This is a genomic window from Exiguobacterium sp. s16, from assembly GCF_018618115.1.
Classification (GTDB): Bacteria; Bacillota; Bacilli; order Exiguobacteriales; family Exiguobacteriaceae; genus Exiguobacterium; species Exiguobacterium mexicanum_A.
The window spans coordinates 37113-53623 of sequence record NZ_JACSLM010000013.1; the positions used below are offsets into that span (position 1 = coordinate 37113).

Here is a 16511-nt window from a genome sequence, read left to right on the forward strand (position 1 = left end):
GGATTCTTTAAGAGGAGGTAACACTCATGGAACGCAATAAGCGTAAAGTACTCACTGGACGCGTCGTGTCTGACAAAATGGACAAAACGATCGTCGTTGCAGTTGAAACAAAAGTACGTCATAAGCTTTATGGCAAACGTGTAAACTACACGAAGAAATTTAAAGCGCACGATGAGAACAATGTCGCTAAAATCGGCGATGTCGTCCGCATCGCGGAAACACGTCCGCTTTCTAAAGACAAACGTTTCCGTCTCGTAACAGTAGTAGAAGAATCAGTAATCATCTAATAACAGTTCGGATCTATAAACATCCGGAGGGAGGTACACTCGCATGATTCAACAAGAATCTCGCTTGAAAGTAGCAGACAACTCTGGCGCGCGTGAACTGTTGACAATTAAAGTCCTCGGTGGTTCAGGTCGTAAGACTGCCAACATCGGTGACATCATCGTCGCGACGGTAAAACAAGCAACACCAGGTGGCGTTGTTAAAAAAGGTGACGTTGTCAGAGCAGTTGTCGTTCGTACAAAACGCGGCGCTCGTCGTAAAGATGGTTCGTACATCCGTTTCGATGAGAACGCAGCAGTCATCATCAAAGATGACAAGAGCCCACGCGGCACTCGGATCTTCGGGCCAGTTGCACGTGAACTTCGTGAAAAAGAATTCATGAAGATCGTTTCGTTGGCACCGGAAGTACTTTAATTTCCAATTTCAATCCTATAAGGAGGTGCGCAAAACGATGCATGTTAAAAAAGGCGATACAGTCCAGGTAATGTCTGGTAAAGATAAAGGCAAGCAAGGGGTTATCCTCAAAGCTATGCCAAGCAAGAACCGCGTAGTCGTAGAAGGTATCAACGTGATTAAAAAACACTCGAAACCATCACAAGCGAATCCACAAGGCGGTATCCTTGAAATCGAAGCACCAATTCACGTCTCGAACGTCATGCCACTCGACCCTAAAACGGGCAAACCGACTCGCGTTGGTTTCAAAGTAGTCGATGGTAAAAAAGTTCGTGTCGCGAAATCGGGCGAAGTACTCGATAAATAAGAAGAACGTGACGAAAGGAGGTCCATTCGACTATGAACCGTTTGCAAGAGAAGTATAAAAGCGACATCGTGAAAGCGATGATGGATAAATTCAACTATGACTCAGTCATGCAAGTCCCACAGGTCGACAAGATCGTCATCAACATGGGTGTAGGTGACGCTGTTTCGAACTCGAAGGCTCTTGACATGGCAGTGGAAGAATTATCAATTCTTTCTGGTCAAAAACCACTCGTAACGAAGGCTAAGAAATCAATCGCTGGTTTCAAACTTCGTGAAGGCATGCCAATCGGTGCGAAGGTTACTCTTCGTGGCGAGCGTATGTACGATTTCCTCGACAAATTGGTAACTGTTTCACTTCCACGTGTACGTGACTTCCGCGGTGTATCGAAGAAAGCATTCGACGGACGCGGTAACTACACGCTTGGTGTGAAAGAGCAACTTATTTTCCCTGAGATCGATTACGATAAAGTAACGAAAGTACGCGGTATGGACATCGTTGTTGTTACAACAGCGAACACAGACGAAGAAGCTCGTGAATTGCTCACACTTCTCGGAATGCCATTCCAAAAATAATCTAAAGGGAGGTCGACAACATGGCTAAAAAGTCAATGGTGAATCGCGAACACAAACGCGAGAAACTCGTTGCCCAGTACGCTGAGAAACGTGCACAATTGAAAGCTGAAGGCGACTACATCGGACTCAGCAAATTGCCACGTAACTCTTCACCTGTACGTCTTCATAACCGTTGCCGTATCACAGGTCGTCCACATGGTTACATGGGTAAATTCGGGATCAGCCGTATCAAGTTCCGTGATCTTGCATACAAAGGTCAAATCCCTGGTGTTAAAAAAGCAAGCTGGTAATCCACTAACAGTGTGAAAGGAGGTACATCGCATGGTAATGACAGACCCAATTGCAGATATGCTTACACGTATCCGTAACGCTAACATGGTTCGCCATGAAAAATTAGAGCTTCCAGCTTCTAATATCAAACGTGAGGTTGCAGAGATCCTCAAGCGTGAAGGTTTCATTCGCGATGTTGAATATATCGAGGACGCTAAGCAAGGTACACTTCGTCTGTTCCTTAAATATGGAGCAAGCAACGAACGTGTTATCACTGGTCTCAAACGCATTTCGAAACCAGGTCTTCGTGTATACGCAAAAGCTGATGAAGTACCAAAAGTACTCGGAGGACTCGGTATCGCAGTTCTTTCGACATCAAAAGGTCTTATGACTGATAAAGAAGCTCGCCAACAACAAGTCGGCGGCGAAGTGCTCGCCTACATCTGGTAAGTCACTTTTCTAACAAGAACGGAGGTGTAATCAATGTCACGTATTGGTAAAAAACCAGTTACGATTCCAGCTGGCGTTACTGTCACGGTTGCAGAAGACAACACGGTCACAGTAAAAGGTGCTAAAGGTGAACTTTCGCTTTCAGCTAACCCAGCCTTGGAAATCAAAGTTGAAGAGAACGAATTGAACGTCGTTCGTCCGGATGACTCGAAAGAGAACCGTACGATCCACGGGACGACACGTGCCCTTATCGCCAACATGGTGGAAGGTGTGTCTAACGGATTCCAGAAAACACTTGAGATCTCAGGGGTTGGTTACCGTGCAGCTAAGCAAGGTAACAAACTCGTCCTCAGCCTCGGTTACTCGCACCCAATCGAGTACGTTGCTGAAGAAGGTATTGAGATCGAAGTTCCTTCAAACACGCAAATCGTCGTTAAAGGGATTAACAAAGAGCGCGTCGGTCACGTTGCAGCTCAAATCCGCTCGTACCGTGCTCCAGAACCTTACAAAGGTAAAGGTGTTCGTTACTCTGATGAACGTATTCGCCGTAAAGAAGGTAAGACTGGTAAGTAATTCGTCACGAAATGAACGGAAAGGAGTGGCATAAATGATCACAAAAGCAGACAAAAATGCAGTTCGTAAGAAACGTCATGCTCGTGTACGTCGTACGATCACAGGGACAGCAGCTCGTCCACGTTTGAACGTATTCCGCTCGAGCAAGCACATCTACGTTCAACTCATCGATGATGCAGCACAAACAACGCTTGTGTCAGCATCTTCGAAAGATAAAGCTCTCGATCTTACAAACGGCGGCAACGTTGAAGCAGCGAAAGCTGTTGGTAAACTTGCAGCTGAACGTGCACTCGAGAAAGGTATCGACACTGTTGTGTTCGACCGTGGTGGATACCTCTATCATGGCCGCGTCAAAGCTGTTGCTGAAGCAGCTCGTGAAGCAGGTCTTAAATTCTAACAAAAAGGAGGGGACACTCGATGCGCCAGTTAGACGTTAACATGGAACAACTTGAAGAACGCGTTGTTACCGTAAACCGCGTCGCGAAAGTCGTGAAAGGTGGCCGTCGCTTCCGTTTCGCCGCTCTCGTCGTCGTAGGTGACAAAAATGGTCACGTCGGTTTCGGTACAGGTAAGGCACAAGAGGTGCCAGAAGCGATCCGCAAGGCTATTGAAGCCGCTAAGAAAAACATGGTTCAAGTACCGATGGTCGGTACAACAATTCCACACGAAATCACAGGAGTATTCGGAGCAGGTCGTGTATTCATGAAACCAGCTTCTGAAGGTACTGGGGTTATCGCTGGTGGTCCAGTTCGTGCAGTGCTCGAACTCGCAGGTGTAGGTGACATCCTTTCGAAATCGCTTGGATCTAACACACCAATCAACATCGTCCGTGCGACGGTTAAAGGCTTGACAGAGCTTAAAAAAGCAGAGGAAGTTGCTAAACTACGCGGTAAAAGCGTAGAAGAACTTCTTAAATAAGGGAGGGAATTAGACATGGCGAAACTCGCAATCACCCTCACACGCAGCACTATTGGTCGTCCGGAAGATCAGCGTGTAACAGTACGTACACTTGGTCTTCGTAAAATGCATCAGACTGTCGTTGTCCCTGACAACGTAGCGATGCGCGGTATGATCAAAAAAGTGTCGCACCTTGTGACTGTAAACGAAATCAACGAATAATAAAGATCTTACTAAATAAGGAGGTGCCACTATGAAACTCCATGAATTGAAGCCAACTCCAGGTTCGCGTCACGAACGCAACCGTGTCGGTCGCGGTATGGCGACTGGTAACGGTAAAACTTCTGGCCGTGGACATAAAGGTCAAAAAGCTCGTTCGGGCGGTGGCGTTCGTCCAGGATTCGAAGGTGGGCAAAACCCACTTTACCGTCGTCTTCCAAAACGCGGTTTCAACAACCCTACTCGTAAAGAGTATGCAGTTGTTTCCCTAGACACGCTTAACCGTTTCGAGGCAGGTACTGAAGTTACTCCAGAACTCTTAATTGAGACTGGTGTTGTCAGCTCTGCTAAAGACGGAATCAAAGTACTTGCTAACGGCAAGCTTGAAACAAAATTGACTGTAAAAGCCAACAAATTCTCGGGTGCAGCGAAAGAAGCGATCGAAGCAGCTGGCGGTTCAGTTGAGGTGATCTGATGTTTCAGACGATCTCCAATATGTGGCGCGTGAAAGATATTCGACAGCGTATTCTCTTCACACTCGCAATCATCATCATTTTCCGCATCGGGGCCCATATCCCGGTGCCGATGGTGAATACGGATGTGTTGCGTTTTGACTCAGGTGGTCTTTTAGACTTCTTGAACTTGTTTGGAGGAAATGCTTTACAGAACTTCTCCCTGTTCGCAATGGGGATCATGCCGTACATCACGGCATCGATCGTTGTGCAGCTCTTACAAATGGACGTCGTTCCGAAGTTTGCCGAATGGGCAAAACAAGGCGAGTCTGGGCGTAAAAAGCTAGCGACGGTCACGCGCTATGGGACGATCATGTTAGGGTTTATCCAAGCGACGTCATTGTCGTTCGGGTTTAACCGCCTCTATCCAGGTCTCGTCAACGAGACGTGGGGCACGGCAACCTATTTCGTGATCGCGATCGTGCTGACTGCAGGTACGGCGTTCTTGATGTTCCTTGGTGAGATGACGACGGAGAAAGGTGTTGGGAATGGTATTTCCATCATTATCTTCGCCGGTATCGTCGCTGGGTTCCCAAGAATCTTTACGCAGATTTATGAAACGAAGCTCCAAAATGCTGGAGACGCGTTATTCATTAACATCGTTTACTTGGTTGTGCTATTGCTCGTCATTCTTGCAGTGACCATGGGGATCATTTATGTTCAACAGGCCGCTCGCAAAATTCCGATTCAATACGCAAAACGCACGGCGAACCGTACCCCTGTGGGCGGACAGTCAACGCATTTGCCAATCAAACTAAACGCTGCCGGTGTCATCCCGGTCATCTTCGCGATTTCCTTCATGGTGACACCACCAACTGTTGCAAGCTTCATTGCTTCTCCGGAAACGACGCAGAAGTTGCAGACTTACTTCGATACGACGTCTCCAATCGGAATGTCGATCTACGTAGCGCTCATCATCGCGTTCGCTTACTTCTATACATTCATTCAGGTAAACCCTGAACAGATGGCAGAAAACCTGCAGAAGCAAGGTGGCTATATTCCTGGGATTCGTCCTGGGGCGCAAACAGAACAGTACATCACGAAGTTGCTTTATCGATTGACTTTCTTCGGAGCGATTTTCTTATCGCTCGTAGCGATCATGCCGACAATCTTCATTAAGCTTGCCGGTCTCCCAACTTCGGTGCAAATCGGAGGAACGAGCTTGTTGATTGTCATCGGGGTAGCCCTCGAAACGATGAAACAAATCGAGAGTCAACTCGTAAAACGACACTACAAAGGCTTTATCCGTTAAAGCGGAAGGAAGGGTACACCCTTCCTTCCTGTCGTGTTTACGACGTGTTGTGAAAATCAAAACTGGAGGCTAACTGAGATGAATCTAGTACTCATGGGCTTACCGGGTGCAGGGAAAGGGACTCAAGCGGCTAAAATCGTTGAAGAGTACCAAATCCCACACATTTCGACAGGCGACATGTTTCGTGCGGCAATCAAAGGCGGAACGCCACTCGGCAAAGAAGCAAAATCGTTCATGGATAAAGGCGAACTCGTACCGGATGAGGTAACAATCGGAATCGTACGCGAACGCTTGAGTCAAGATGATACGAAAAACGGCTTCCTGCTCGATGGATTCCCGCGTACTGTTGCTCAAGCAGAGGCACTCGAAAGTTTGCTTAAAGATTTGGGAAAACAGATTGACCATGTCGTGAATATCGATGTGGATGCGGAAATTCTCGTCCCGCGTTTGACAGGTCGTTGGATCTGCCCGACGTGTGGTGCGACATATCACGTGATCTTCAACCCACCTAAAGTGGAAGGCATCTGTGATGTGGATGGGTCGGCTCTCATGCAACGTGAAGACGATAAAGAGGAAACGGTCCGCCGTCGCCTTGACGTCAACATCGAGCAATCGAAACCACTCATTGACTTTTACGCTGAAAAAGGGTATCTTCGTACATTGGATGGAGATCGTCCAATCGATGTCGTATACGCCGATGTCAAAGCGTTACTCGGTGGTACTGAATGATCATCACGAAGACGCCTCGTGAAATAGCGATTATGCGTGAGGCTGGGCAAATTGTTGCTCGAACACACCAGGTGCTCAAAGAGCACATCAAACCAGGTATTACGACGCTTGAGCTCGACCGGATCGCGGAAGAATACATTCGCAGCCAAGGTGCGACACCGTCGTTCAAAGGCTATAACGGGTTTACCGGTAGCGTTTGTGCTTCAGTGAACGAAGAGCTTGTTCATGGGATTCCCGGAAAACGGGTATTGAACGATGGGGATATCATCTCGATCGACATCGGTGCCTACTATAACGGATACCATGGAGATTCCGCTTGGACGTATCCAGTGGGAACAATCTCGGAAGAGACACAGCAGTTACTTGACGTGACTGAAGAAAGTCTGTATAAAGGATTGGAGCACGCTAAGGCTGGACAGCGTTTGACAGACATTTCGCATGCGATTCAAGCGTATGTGGAATCTCATGATTTCTCTGTCGTCCGCGAATACGTCGGTCATGGTGTCGGACAAAATTTGCATGAAGAACCGCAAATTCCGCACTATGGTCCACCGGGGAAAGGGCCGCGCCTGAAGACTGGAATGACGTTAGCCATTGAACCAATGGTCAACGCTGGTCAACGCTATGTTCGGACACTGGCTGACAACTGGACAGTTGTGACAGTGGACGGTAGCATGTGCGCCCACTTTGAGCACACCATCGCCATCACAGACGATGGATACGAGATTTTAACGAAACTCGATTCCGGTGAATGAGGCTCTATTGCTTCGTGCTGATCCGTTACGGATCCTTCTCTCACAGTACAATGCGATAGATCGTCTGTGCTCCTAAATATCTTCATATAGAAAGGGGAATAAATGATGGCGAAACAAGATGTCATTGAAGTGGAAGGCACTGTTGTCGAACCACTTCCAAACGCAATGTTTAAAGTGGAGTTAGAAAACGGCCACACGGTGCTCGCGCACGTCTCAGGGAAAATTCGGATGCACTACATTCGAATCCTTCCAGGTGACCGCGTAACTGTCGAGTTGTCTCCGTACGACTTGACTCGCGGGCGGATTACGTACCGTTACAAGTAACTCCGATTTTTCCAGGAGGAGGGTATAATCATGAAAGTAAGACCGTCGGTAAAACCGATCTGCGAAAAATGTAAAGTTATTCGTCGTAAGGGTAAAGTAATGGTAATTTGCGAAAACCCGAAACACAAACAAAAACAAGGTTAATCTAAGAGGAGGTGCACACATGGCACGTATTGCTGGTGTAGATATTCCACGCGAAAAACGTATCGTTATTTCGCTCACATACATCTTTGGTATTGGTAAAACAAGAGCACAAGAAATTTTGAAGGCTGCAAACGTATCTGAAGATTCACGCACACGTGATCTTACAGAAGACGAAATCAACCGTATCCGTGAAGCAATTGACGGAATTAAAGTTGAAGGTGACCTTCGCCGTGAAGTTTCACTCAACATTAAACGTTTGATCGAGATCGGCGCATATCGCGGTGTTCGTCACCGTCGTAGTCTCCCTGTTCGCGGACAAAACACGAAGAACAACTCGCGTACTCGTAAAGGCCCACGCCGTACAGTAGCGAACAAGAAGAAGTAAAGGAGGGAATTGAACAATGGCGAAACGTAAGCAAAATGTACGTTCAAAACGTAAAGTCAAAAAACATGTTGAAGTCGGTGTGGTACACATCCGCTCTACATTCAACAACACAATCATTACAATCACTGACACGCAAGGTAACGCGATCTCATGGGCTACTTCTGGTAACCTTGGATTTAAAGGATCACGTAAATCGACTCCGTTCGCAGCACAATTGGCTGCTGAAACTGCAGCGAAAGTTGCAATGGACAACGGTATGCGTACAGTAGAAGTTAACGTTAAAGGTCCTGGTGCTGGACGTGAAGCGGCTATCCGTGCCCTCCAAGCTACTGGTCTTGAAGTAACTGCAATCCGTGACGTAACACCAGTTCCGCACAACGGTTGCCGCCCTCCAAAACGTCGCCGCGTATAATCGCTTGTGCGTGTGAAGGGCTTACCTAGCACAAACAGCATATACAATGCAGCTCGCGCTGCATGGCAGGATACACTCAAGGAGGGGTTCAGATGATCGAGATTGAAAAACCAAAGATCGAAACGGTCGAAATCAGCGAGGATGCTACGTTTGGTAAATTCGTGGTGGAACCGCTTGAACGTGGATATGGCACTACTCTCGGCAACTCACTACGTCGAATTCTTTTGTCATCGCTCCCTGGTGCAGCGGTAACAGCGGTTCAAATCGATGGCGTTCTTCATGAGTTCTCTACGATTGACGGAGTCGTCGAAGACGTCACGCAAATCGTATTAAACCTCAAGAAGTTGGCTCTCAAAGTGTACTCGGACGAAGAGAAAACGCTTGAGATTAACGTTTCAAGTGCCGGTGCTGTCACTGCGGCAGACATTACCCATGATAGCGACGTTGAAATCTTGAATCCTGAGCTCCACATCGCGACTCTCGCTGACAACGCGACGCTTCGCATGCGTTTGACTGCTCGCCGTGGTCGTGGTTACGTCCAGGCAGAAGATAACAAACGTGATGATATGCCGATTGGCGTTATTCCAATCGATTCGATCTACACACCGATTCAACGCGTGAACTACGAAGTAGATAAAACACGTGTCGGTCAAGATGCTAGCTTCGATAAGCTTCTATTAGACGTGTGGACAGATGGTTCAATCCGTCCGGAAGAAGCGGTATCGCTCGGGGCGAAAATTTTGACAGAACACTTGAACATCTTTGTTGGCTTGACTGATGAGGCTCTCAATGCAGAAATTATGGTCGAGAAAGAAGAAGACCAAAAAGAAAAAGTACTCGAAATGACGATCGAAGAACTCGATCTCTCAGTTCGTTCGTACAACTGCTTGAAGCGCGCGGGCATCAACACTGTTCAAGAACTCGCAAACAAATCAGAGGAAGAGATGATGAAAGTTCGTAACCTCGGACGTAAATCACTCGAAGAAGTTCAACTCAAGTTGGACGAGCTCGGTTTGGGCTTGCGTAAAGAAGACTAAGTTCAACCGAAGGAGGGAAATGTAATGGCTTATTCGAAACTCGGCCGTACAAGCTCACAACGTAAGGCACTTTTACGTGATCTTGCAACTGACCTTATTATCAACGAGCGCATTCAAACAACTGAACAAAAAGCGAAGGAACTTCGCCCAGTCGTTGAAAAATTGATCACTCTTGGGAAACGTGGCGATCTTCATGCCCGTCGTCAAGTAGCTTCATTCGTTCGTAAAGAGAACGCTGGAGAAAAAGACGCAATCCAAAAATTGTTCGAAGACGTGGCACCACGCTACGCTGAACGTCAAGGTGGATACACACGCATCATGAAAGTCGGCCCACGCCGCGGTGACGGTGCAGAAGTCGTAATCATCGAACTCGTCTAATTCATTAGGCAGTCAACAGGGCATGCGGTGACGTATTGCCCTGTTTCCACATCGGAAAGGAGTCGGCAGATGGAATCTCAAATTATGGTACGCGATATCGTGTTTCGTTACCCGGGACAAACCGAGCCAGCCTTAAACGGGCTGTCACTCGACGTATACAAAGGGGAATGGCTCGCTATCGTTGGCCATAACGGTTCTGGCAAGTCGACTTTGACGAAGTTGTGGAATGGGCTTTTGCTTCCTCAAGAAGGAGAAGTCCGGGTTGAGACACTCGATCCAACGGACGCCACAGACGTGTGGGACGTTCGGAAACGGATCGGTGTCGTCTTCCAAAATCCTGACAACCAGTTTGTCGGGGCGACCGTGCGCGATGATGTGGCATTTTCTCTCGAAAACATGGGACTTCCACGTCAAGAAATGGTTCGTCGAATTGATGACAGTCTAGCGCGCGTTGGATTATCGGAACTAGCGGACCGTGAACCGCATCAGTTATCCGGTGGACAAAAGCAGCGCGTTGCGATTGCTTCGGCACTCGCAATGCGCCCGCATGTCCTCGTGCTCGATGAAGCTACCTCAATGCTCGACCCGATTGGGCGCAAAGAGGTGATTGAAACGGTACAACAGCTCGTCTCAGAAGGGATGACCGTTGTCGCCATTACCCACGAGCTCGACGAAGTGTTGTTTGCCGACCGTATCATTGCATTGTCAAAAGGCAAGATTGCGATGACCGGTACACCCGAAGACGTGTTTCAAAATCCGGAGGCGTTACGAGCCATTCAGCTCGACGTACCGTTTATTGTCCGGATGCAACTCGAACTGAAGGAACGGGGCATACCACTCGATCGTCTGATGCTACAACATTCGGAGTTGGTGAACCATCTATGCCGATTAGCATTGAAGAAGTGACTTACCAATATCAATTGAATACTCCGTTTGAACGAACCGCGCTGCGCGATGTGAATGTAATGATTCCGTCGGGGGCGCTTGTTGCGTTTCTTGGCCATACTGGGTCAGGCAAGTCAACGCTCGTTCAACATATGAACGGACTGCTGCGACCAACAAAAGGGCGTGTCGTCGTCGATGACATCGAAGTCCGTGCGATTACGAAGCGTCGCGACAAAAAGCAAAGCCTGCTACCGCTTCGGCGCCGCGTTGGGCTCGTCTTTCAATATCCGGAGCATCAACTATTTGAAGAGACGGTCGAACGCGACGTCATGTTTGGTCCACGAAACTTTGGGGCGTCTGAAGACGAAGCGAAAGAGCGGGCTCATGCTGCGTTACGCCTCGTCGGCCTGGATGAAACGTTATGGGGCCGTTCCCCGTTCGATCTCTCGGGCGGACAGATGCGTCGCGTCGCCATTGCCGGCGTGCTCGCTAGTCGACCTGACGTTCTCGTCGTAGATGAGCCGACGGCTGGACTCGACCCGCTCGGCCGTCGTGAGATGCTGGCACTATTCAAACGCTTAAAACAAGAACTCGATTTGACGCTCATTCTCGTTTCGCACGATATGGACGACGTGTTAGCGTACGCAGAACGAGTCGTCGTCATGGAACGGGGCGAGGTCGCCTTTGATGGGAATCCATTTGACTTGTTCAAAGATGAGGCGCTTGTCAAAGGGCTCCAGCTTGAAATCCCACATGTGCTTCGTTTCGCGAGTGAGCTTGCCCCTGCGTTCGGTGTCGCGACACCGGCCTTACGGACCGAAGGCGAATTGGCGGACTGGATCGCGCTCGAATTGAGAAAGGGGAGAGCGACATGATCATCGGACAGTACATTCCCGGACATTCATGGCTCCATACACTTGATGCGCGAGCCAAGACGTTGTTCATCCTCGGCTTCATTCCAATCGTCTTTTTGGCTGATAACTTATGGACGAACGTGTTCTTGCTCGGCTTTACCTTGTTCGCCGTGAGACTGTCTCAATTGTCATGGCGGTATTTATGGAATGGATTAAAGATGATTTTATTCCTCATCATTTTTACACTGTTGTTGCAACTGTTCTTTAATCGGGACGGGACGGAGTTGATTGCATTCGGTCCGTTCGCGATTTATTCGGAAGGCGTCCGGATGGGCTTGATCGTCTCGCTCCGTTTCTTCTATCTCGTCATGTTGACGACACTCGTCACACTGACGACAACACCGATGGAATTGACCGATTCGATTGAAGCAGGGCTCCGCCCCCTCGAACGATTTCGAGTGCCTGCCCATGAGATCGCCCTCATGCTGTCGATCTCGCTCCGGTTCCTTCCGACCTTGGCCGACGAGACCGATCGTATCATGAAGGCTCAGCAGGCGCGAGGCGTCGATTTGAAGAGCGGTCCGCTCAAGGATCGCTTGAAGGCAGTCGTCCCGCTCATGATCCCATTGTTTGTGTCGGCGTTTAAACGTGCTGAGGACCTCGCTACGGCAATGGAGGCCCGCGGGTACCGTGGGGGTGAAGGAAGGACGCGCTTGCGTGAGATGACGTGGCACCGTCGTGACACGGTGTTACTCATCATCTTCGTGGTCATCACACTCATCTTGATTGGATTGCGAGGGATAGGATGAAGCGAATTAAATTGACGATTGCGTATGATGGAACGAACTATGCCGGTTATCAGGTCCAACCGAACGGAAATACGGTTCAAGCCGAAGTAGAGGGTGTGCTGGCGCGGATGCATAGTCAGACCGTCAAAGTAGTGGCCTCGGGTCGTACGGACGCCCGTGTGCATGCTCGGGGGCAAGTGCTACACTTCGATACGCACCTCGCTATGCCAGCCGACCGGTTCGTCAAAGCGCTGAATGCAATGTTGCCCGATGATATTCTTGTCCGGTCCGCCGAAGAGGTCGATACGTCGTTTCACGCGCGTTACGGGGCAAAACGGAAAGAGTATCGCTATTTCTTCCGAAGCGACGCGGACCCGTTCCGGCGCCACCATGCTGTAACGGTCACGTACACGCTCGACCATGAGCGGATCCGACAGGCGCTACGCATGCTCGTCGGGACTCACGACTTCACCTCCTTTTCAGTGACGAAGGCTGAGGTAGAGGATCGTGTCCGCACAATCTATGAAGCGGAGCTCGTCGAAGCGGGCGATGAGATGTATATTCGTTTCGTCGGCTCGGGCTTTCTTTATAACCAAGTCCGTATTATGGTAGGGACGTTGTTAGAGGTCGGGCGTGGGAAATATGAGCCGGCAGACGTGAGCCGGATGCTCGCCTCAAAAGACCGGCGTAGCGCTGGGATTACAGCCCCACCGCACGGTCTATACTTGTGGAATGTGAATTATGAAAAAGTAGATTGACATTCCCCCTATAAAATCGTATTATATTCATTGGCATTTCATTTTCACATTGAGAGATGAACCACAATCTTAGCCCCGTAAACTAGGATTATGATAAAGCATCAAACAAGCACTAAAAAAATTAAGCAAACAGACATTTTAGGAGGTATTCCACATGCGCACGACATTCATGGCAAAAGCATCTGAAGTAGAACGCAAATGGCTCCTTATCGACGCAGAAGGCAAAACACTTGGTCGTTTGACTAGTGAAGTAGCATCACTTCTTCGCGGTAAGCACAAGCCGACTTTCACACCAAACGTTGATTGCGGAGACCACGTCATCATCATCAACGCTGAGAAAATCCACTTGACTGGTAACAAAATGAACGACAAGATTTACTACCGTCATTCAGGTCATCCAGGCGGTTTGAAATCACAAACTGCAAAAGAGCTTCTCGCAAAACGCCCAGAGCGTATGCTTGAACTCGCAATCAAAGGGATGCTTCCAAAAGGATCACTTGGTCGTCAATCATTCACTAAACTCCACGTTTACGCTGGAGCTGAGCACAACCACGCAGCACAAAAACCAGAAGTTTACGAACTTCGCGGTTAATCGGGACACAGGGAGGAACTAAACGATGGCAGATGTACGTTACTACGGAACAGGCCGCCGCAAACACTCGGTGGCTCGCGTTCACCTCGTTGCAGGTGACGGCAAAGTTGTTGTAAATGGCCGTGATATTTCAGAATACTTCGGACATGAGACTTTGATCATGATGGCAAAATCACCACTCGTATTGACTGAAACAGAAGGTAAATACGATGTAATCGTTAACGTTAACGGTGGTGGATTCACTGGACAAGCTGGAGCAATTCGCCACGGCGTATCGCGTGCGCTTCTTCAAGCGGACCCAGAATTCCGTCCAAGCCTCAAAGAAAAAGGCTTCTTGACTCGTGACGCTCGCATGAAAGAACGTAAAAAATACGGTCTTAAAGCTGCACGTCGCGCACCACAATTCTCGAAGCGTTAATCTTCGAACAATTTGGTTCAAACTCTCTGCCCATCGGGGTAGAGAGTTTTTTTGTTGCTCATGAAATTGTTGGTTTCCATTCCCTCAAGAAAACGCTTTTTTGATATACTGTTAGCGAGACAGAAATTAGGGGGAAACCACATGCTTACAGTAGAACAAGTTCGTGAAGAATTGGCGGGGTTGATCGATCCAACAATCAACCGTACGCTTGGAGATACAGCTGGCGTGAAGGATATTCGCATTAAAGAAGATTATGTCAGTGTAAAAGTGGCACTCGGTCAAACCGGGAGCGGCGAGCAACTCCAACTTCAACAAGAGATTGTCACGTTGCTCAAAGGAAAAGGATTCAAGACGGTCGGTCTTCGCTTCGAGGCGCTCAATGACGAAAGTTTGAAAGAAGCGACGAAGCCTGCTATTCTCCGTGAAAATGCTGGCACGACATTCATTGCGATTGCTTCGGGCAAAGGTGGCGTCGGGAAATCGACAGTCTCGGTCAACTTGGCAGTCGCGCTAGCGCGGGCAGGGAAGAAGGTCGGATTGATTGATGCGGATATTTACGGCTTCAGTGTACCTGACATGCTCGGGATTGAAGAGCGGCCGGTCGTCCGTGGCGAGAAAATCATTCCTGTCGAGCGTTTCGGCGTGAAAGTGATTTCGATGGGCTTCTTTGTAGAAGATAACGCTCCAGTCATCTGGCGTGGACCAATGCTCGGGAAGATGCTTAATAACTTCTTCAACGATGTGGAGTGGGGCGACCTAGACTACTTGCTCCTCGATTTGCCACCAGGGACGGGTGATGTCGCCCTCGATATTCATTCGATGCTCCCGGCATGTCAAGAGTTGATCGTCACGACGCCACACGCAACAGCTGCTTTTGTCGCTGCGCGTGCTGGGGCAATGGCCATCAAGACAAACCACAAAGTGCTTGGTATCATCGAAAACATGGCGTATTTTGAAAGTAAAGTGACAGGGGAGAAAGAGTACGTCTTCGGCTATGGCGGCGGCGAAAAATTGTCTGAAGCGTTGAAGAGCAAATTGCTCGCGCAAATTCCGCTCGGTCAGCCGTATGAGAATGAAGAAGACTTTGCACCATCGGTTTACCGAGATGGGCATCCGTTTGAGAAGACATACGACGGACTAGCGCAAGCGGTCATTCAACAGATAGAAGGGTAATGGTTTATAGATGAAGGTACAAGGATTTTTAAGGTTATTTTGGACGACGCTCGTCTTCGGGACGTTGTTTGGGTTCGTTATGAACTTGCTGGCCAATCCTGGCTATTTAGTGAGTCAATCGTGGGAAGCAATCGTGACGGCACTCAGTTACTCGAGCACATGGACCGGGATTAGCATGATGGGCTTCTTCGCCTACTTGATTGTCCACCGGGTCGGATTGGATTTGTTCCGTGGCCCAAGACTATGGAATCGTGTACAAGTGCTGTTAATCGCCTTCGCGCTATTTGATGCGGTTTACCTTCGTATGCTCGCTTTTGGTAACGATCATATGTGGCGGTATATCGGGGAGATGGTCGTGTTAGTGATCGTTTCATGGATTATCGCAACGAGTAAGGCGAAACAGACGAACGCGAGTGCGTTCATCCCGACGCTCTTCTTGATGATCGTTATAACATTGATCGAATGGATTCCAGCCCTTCAGGCGACGGATGAGATTGCGCTCTTGTGGCCAGCGTTAGCGACGCTCGTATTTGCTAACGCGTATCAAGTATTGATGCTACATCGATTCCAAGCGCCTGCTCAAGCAGAGGATGCCAAACCATCGACGAAGAATCAGGCTAAAGCTAAATCTAAGAAACGGGTGTCTTCTAAATCGTCCTAACACCAATAGGAACGGAAGCACTCGATAGTTACACTCTTCAACAACGTAGCGTCGCCCTAGGTGGGAGGACGCTACGTTGTTTTTATGTGAGGAAAGTCGGTTTTCAACGTTGGAAAAAAGATTCCCGAAGAAAATAAAGTTTTTTTAGAAAAACAGTTGACGAAAATGCGGGGCGCTGATATATTAATAAACGTCGCTGCTGTTCAAATCTGAACAACAGAAAGCGGATGAAAAAAATAATAAAAAACGGTTGACTTTCAAAAGACAAATCGCTATTATTAAAAAGTCGCTAACACGACAGACACTTGGTCTTTGAAAACTGAACGATGAGGCAAAAATGTTTTACAATTTTTGAATGAAGCGCAAGCTTCGTCATTTTTAAAGAGCTATATCAAATTCTTTGGAGAGTTTGATCCTGGCTCAGGACG

Annotated in this window: 28 protein-coding genes; all 28 read left to right on the plus strand. The window is 48.5% G+C overall.

Annotated elements, in window-relative coordinates:
• Positions 1-26: 26 nt before the first annotated feature.
• The 28 genes from rpsQ (at position 27) to KNP86_RS14790 (ending at position 16083) form a co-directional block, all read left to right on the plus strand.
• Positions 27-287, plus strand: a complete 261-nt coding sequence (gene rpsQ, locus KNP86_RS14655; RefSeq protein ID WP_021066611.1) for a 30S ribosomal protein S17 — start codon at positions 27-29, stop codon at positions 285-287.
• Positions 288-330: 43 nt separating this feature from the next.
• Positions 331-699 carry a 50S ribosomal protein L14 gene (gene rplN, locus KNP86_RS14660; RefSeq protein ID WP_012727667.1) on the plus strand — a complete coding sequence of 123 codons (369 nt, stop codon included), beginning with the start codon at positions 331-333 and terminating at the stop codon, positions 697-699.
• A 37-nt stretch (positions 700-736) separates the two neighbouring features.
• Complete coding sequence (gene rplX / locus KNP86_RS14665) at positions 737-1045, plus strand: 50S ribosomal protein L24 (protein WP_021066612.1); 309 nt, start codon at positions 737-739, stop codon at positions 1043-1045.
• Between the two features lie 32 nt (positions 1046-1077).
• Positions 1078-1617 (plus strand): 50S ribosomal protein L5, encoded by a 540-nt coding sequence (gene rplE, locus KNP86_RS14670; RefSeq protein WP_016508927.1) that lies wholly within the window; start codon positions 1078-1080, stop codon positions 1615-1617.
• 20 nt (positions 1618-1637) lie between these two features.
• Positions 1638-1907, plus strand: a complete 270-nt coding sequence (gene rpsN / locus KNP86_RS14675; RefSeq protein WP_034781694.1) for a 30S ribosomal protein S14 — start codon at positions 1638-1640, stop codon at positions 1905-1907.
• Between the two features lie 31 nt (positions 1908-1938).
• Entirely contained in the window at positions 1939-2337 is a 399-nt protein-coding gene (rpsH, locus tag KNP86_RS14680; RefSeq protein WP_021066614.1) for a 30S ribosomal protein S8, read from the plus strand.
• Positions 2338-2370: 33 nt separating this feature from the next.
• On the plus strand, positions 2371-2910 hold the full coding sequence (gene rplF / locus KNP86_RS14685) for a 50S ribosomal protein L6 (RefSeq protein WP_034781691.1): 540 nt from the start codon (positions 2371-2373) through the stop codon (positions 2908-2910).
• A 34-nt stretch (positions 2911-2944) separates the two neighbouring features.
• Positions 2945-3307 carry a 50S ribosomal protein L18 gene (gene rplR, locus KNP86_RS14690; RefSeq protein ID WP_012727661.1) on the plus strand — a complete coding sequence of 121 codons (363 nt, stop codon included), beginning with the start codon at positions 2945-2947 and terminating at the stop codon, positions 3305-3307.
• A 20-nt stretch (positions 3308-3327) separates the two neighbouring features.
• Positions 3328-3828, plus strand: coding sequence for a 30S ribosomal protein S5 (rpsE, locus tag KNP86_RS14695; protein ID WP_021066616.1), 501 nt, complete (start codon positions 3328-3330; stop codon positions 3826-3828).
• Positions 3829-3843: 15 nt separating this feature from the next.
• A complete protein-coding gene (gene rpmD, locus KNP86_RS14700; RefSeq protein ID WP_021066617.1) occupies positions 3844-4029 on the plus strand; it encodes a 50S ribosomal protein L30 in 186 nt (61 codons plus the stop codon).
• Positions 4030-4060: 31 nt separating this feature from the next.
• Positions 4061-4501 carry a 50S ribosomal protein L15 gene (gene rplO, locus KNP86_RS14705; protein ID WP_021066618.1) on the plus strand — a complete coding sequence of 147 codons (441 nt, stop codon included), beginning with the start codon at positions 4061-4063 and terminating at the stop codon, positions 4499-4501.
• Positions 4501-5790 (plus strand): preprotein translocase subunit SecY, encoded by a 1290-nt coding sequence (gene secY / locus KNP86_RS14710; protein WP_034781688.1) that lies wholly within the window; start codon positions 4501-4503, stop codon positions 5788-5790. The genes rplO and secY overlap by 1 nt, the downstream gene beginning before the upstream one ends.
• A gap of 78 nt (positions 5791-5868) precedes the next feature.
• Positions 5869-6519: an adenylate kinase gene (locus tag KNP86_RS14715; RefSeq protein ID WP_029594431.1), complete on the plus strand. Its 651-nt coding sequence runs from the start codon at positions 5869-5871 to the stop codon at positions 6517-6519.
• Positions 6516-7274 (plus strand): type I methionyl aminopeptidase, encoded by a 759-nt coding sequence (gene map, locus KNP86_RS14720; protein ID WP_034781687.1) that lies wholly within the window; start codon positions 6516-6518, stop codon positions 7272-7274. The genes KNP86_RS14715 and map overlap by 4 nt, the downstream gene beginning before the upstream one ends.
• A 105-nt stretch (positions 7275-7379) precedes the next feature.
• A complete protein-coding gene (gene infA, locus KNP86_RS14725) occupies positions 7380-7598 on the plus strand; it encodes a translation initiation factor IF-1 (RefSeq protein ID WP_021066622.1) in 219 nt (72 codons plus the stop codon).
• A 30-nt stretch (positions 7599-7628) separates the two neighbouring features.
• A complete protein-coding gene (rpmJ, locus tag KNP86_RS14730) occupies positions 7629-7742 on the plus strand; it encodes a 50S ribosomal protein L36 (protein WP_003156543.1) in 114 nt (37 codons plus the stop codon).
• A gap of 19 nt (positions 7743-7761) precedes the next feature.
• A complete protein-coding gene (gene rpsM, locus KNP86_RS14735) occupies positions 7762-8127 on the plus strand; it encodes a 30S ribosomal protein S13 (RefSeq protein WP_024372197.1) in 366 nt (121 codons plus the stop codon).
• Between the two features lie 16 nt (positions 8128-8143).
• The gene (gene rpsK, locus KNP86_RS14740) at positions 8144-8539 is read left to right on the plus strand and encodes a 30S ribosomal protein S11 (protein ID WP_021066624.1); all 396 of its coding nucleotides are present in this window, start codon (positions 8144-8146) and stop codon (positions 8537-8539) included.
• A 92-nt stretch (positions 8540-8631) separates the two neighbouring features.
• Positions 8632-9576: a DNA-directed RNA polymerase subunit alpha gene (locus KNP86_RS14745; RefSeq protein WP_021066625.1), complete on the plus strand. Its 945-nt coding sequence runs from the start codon at positions 8632-8634 to the stop codon at positions 9574-9576.
• Positions 9577-9600: 24 nt separating this feature from the next.
• Positions 9601-9954, plus strand: a complete 354-nt coding sequence (rplQ, locus tag KNP86_RS14750; RefSeq protein ID WP_012727650.1) for a 50S ribosomal protein L17 — start codon at positions 9601-9603, stop codon at positions 9952-9954.
• 69 nt (positions 9955-10023) lie between these two features.
• Positions 10024-10860, plus strand: a complete 837-nt coding sequence (locus KNP86_RS14755) for an energy-coupling factor transporter ATPase (RefSeq protein WP_021066626.1) — start codon at positions 10024-10026, stop codon at positions 10858-10860.
• Positions 10836-11714 carry an energy-coupling factor transporter ATPase gene (locus KNP86_RS14760; protein WP_034781683.1) on the plus strand — a complete coding sequence of 293 codons (879 nt, stop codon included), beginning with the start codon at positions 10836-10838 and terminating at the stop codon, positions 11712-11714. Before KNP86_RS14755 ends, KNP86_RS14760 begins: the two co-directional genes overlap by 25 nt.
• Entirely contained in the window at positions 11711-12502 is a 792-nt protein-coding gene (locus tag KNP86_RS14765) for an energy-coupling factor transporter transmembrane component T family protein (protein ID WP_034781681.1), read from the plus strand. Before KNP86_RS14760 ends, KNP86_RS14765 begins: the two co-directional genes overlap by 4 nt.
• Positions 12499-13239: a tRNA pseudouridine(38-40) synthase TruA gene (gene truA, locus KNP86_RS14770; RefSeq protein ID WP_034781678.1), complete on the plus strand. Its 741-nt coding sequence runs from the start codon at positions 12499-12501 to the stop codon at positions 13237-13239. Before KNP86_RS14765 ends, truA begins: the two co-directional genes overlap by 4 nt.
• A 154-nt stretch (positions 13240-13393) precedes the next feature.
• Positions 13394-13831 (plus strand): 50S ribosomal protein L13, encoded by a 438-nt coding sequence (gene rplM / locus KNP86_RS14775; RefSeq protein ID WP_034781675.1) that lies wholly within the window; start codon positions 13394-13396, stop codon positions 13829-13831.
• A gap of 25 nt (positions 13832-13856) precedes the next feature.
• Positions 13857-14249 (plus strand): 30S ribosomal protein S9, encoded by a 393-nt coding sequence (gene rpsI / locus KNP86_RS14780; RefSeq protein ID WP_021066631.1) that lies wholly within the window; start codon positions 13857-13859, stop codon positions 14247-14249.
• A 141-nt stretch (positions 14250-14390) separates the two neighbouring features.
• Entirely contained in the window at positions 14391-15422 is a 1032-nt protein-coding gene (locus KNP86_RS14785; RefSeq protein ID WP_021066632.1) for an Mrp/NBP35 family ATP-binding protein, read from the plus strand.
• A 10-nt stretch (positions 15423-15432) separates the two neighbouring features.
• Positions 15433-16083 (plus strand): KinB-signaling pathway activation protein, encoded by a 651-nt coding sequence (locus tag KNP86_RS14790; RefSeq protein ID WP_034781671.1) that lies wholly within the window; start codon positions 15433-15435, stop codon positions 16081-16083.
• The last annotated feature ends 428 nt before the right edge of the window (positions 16084-16511 follow it).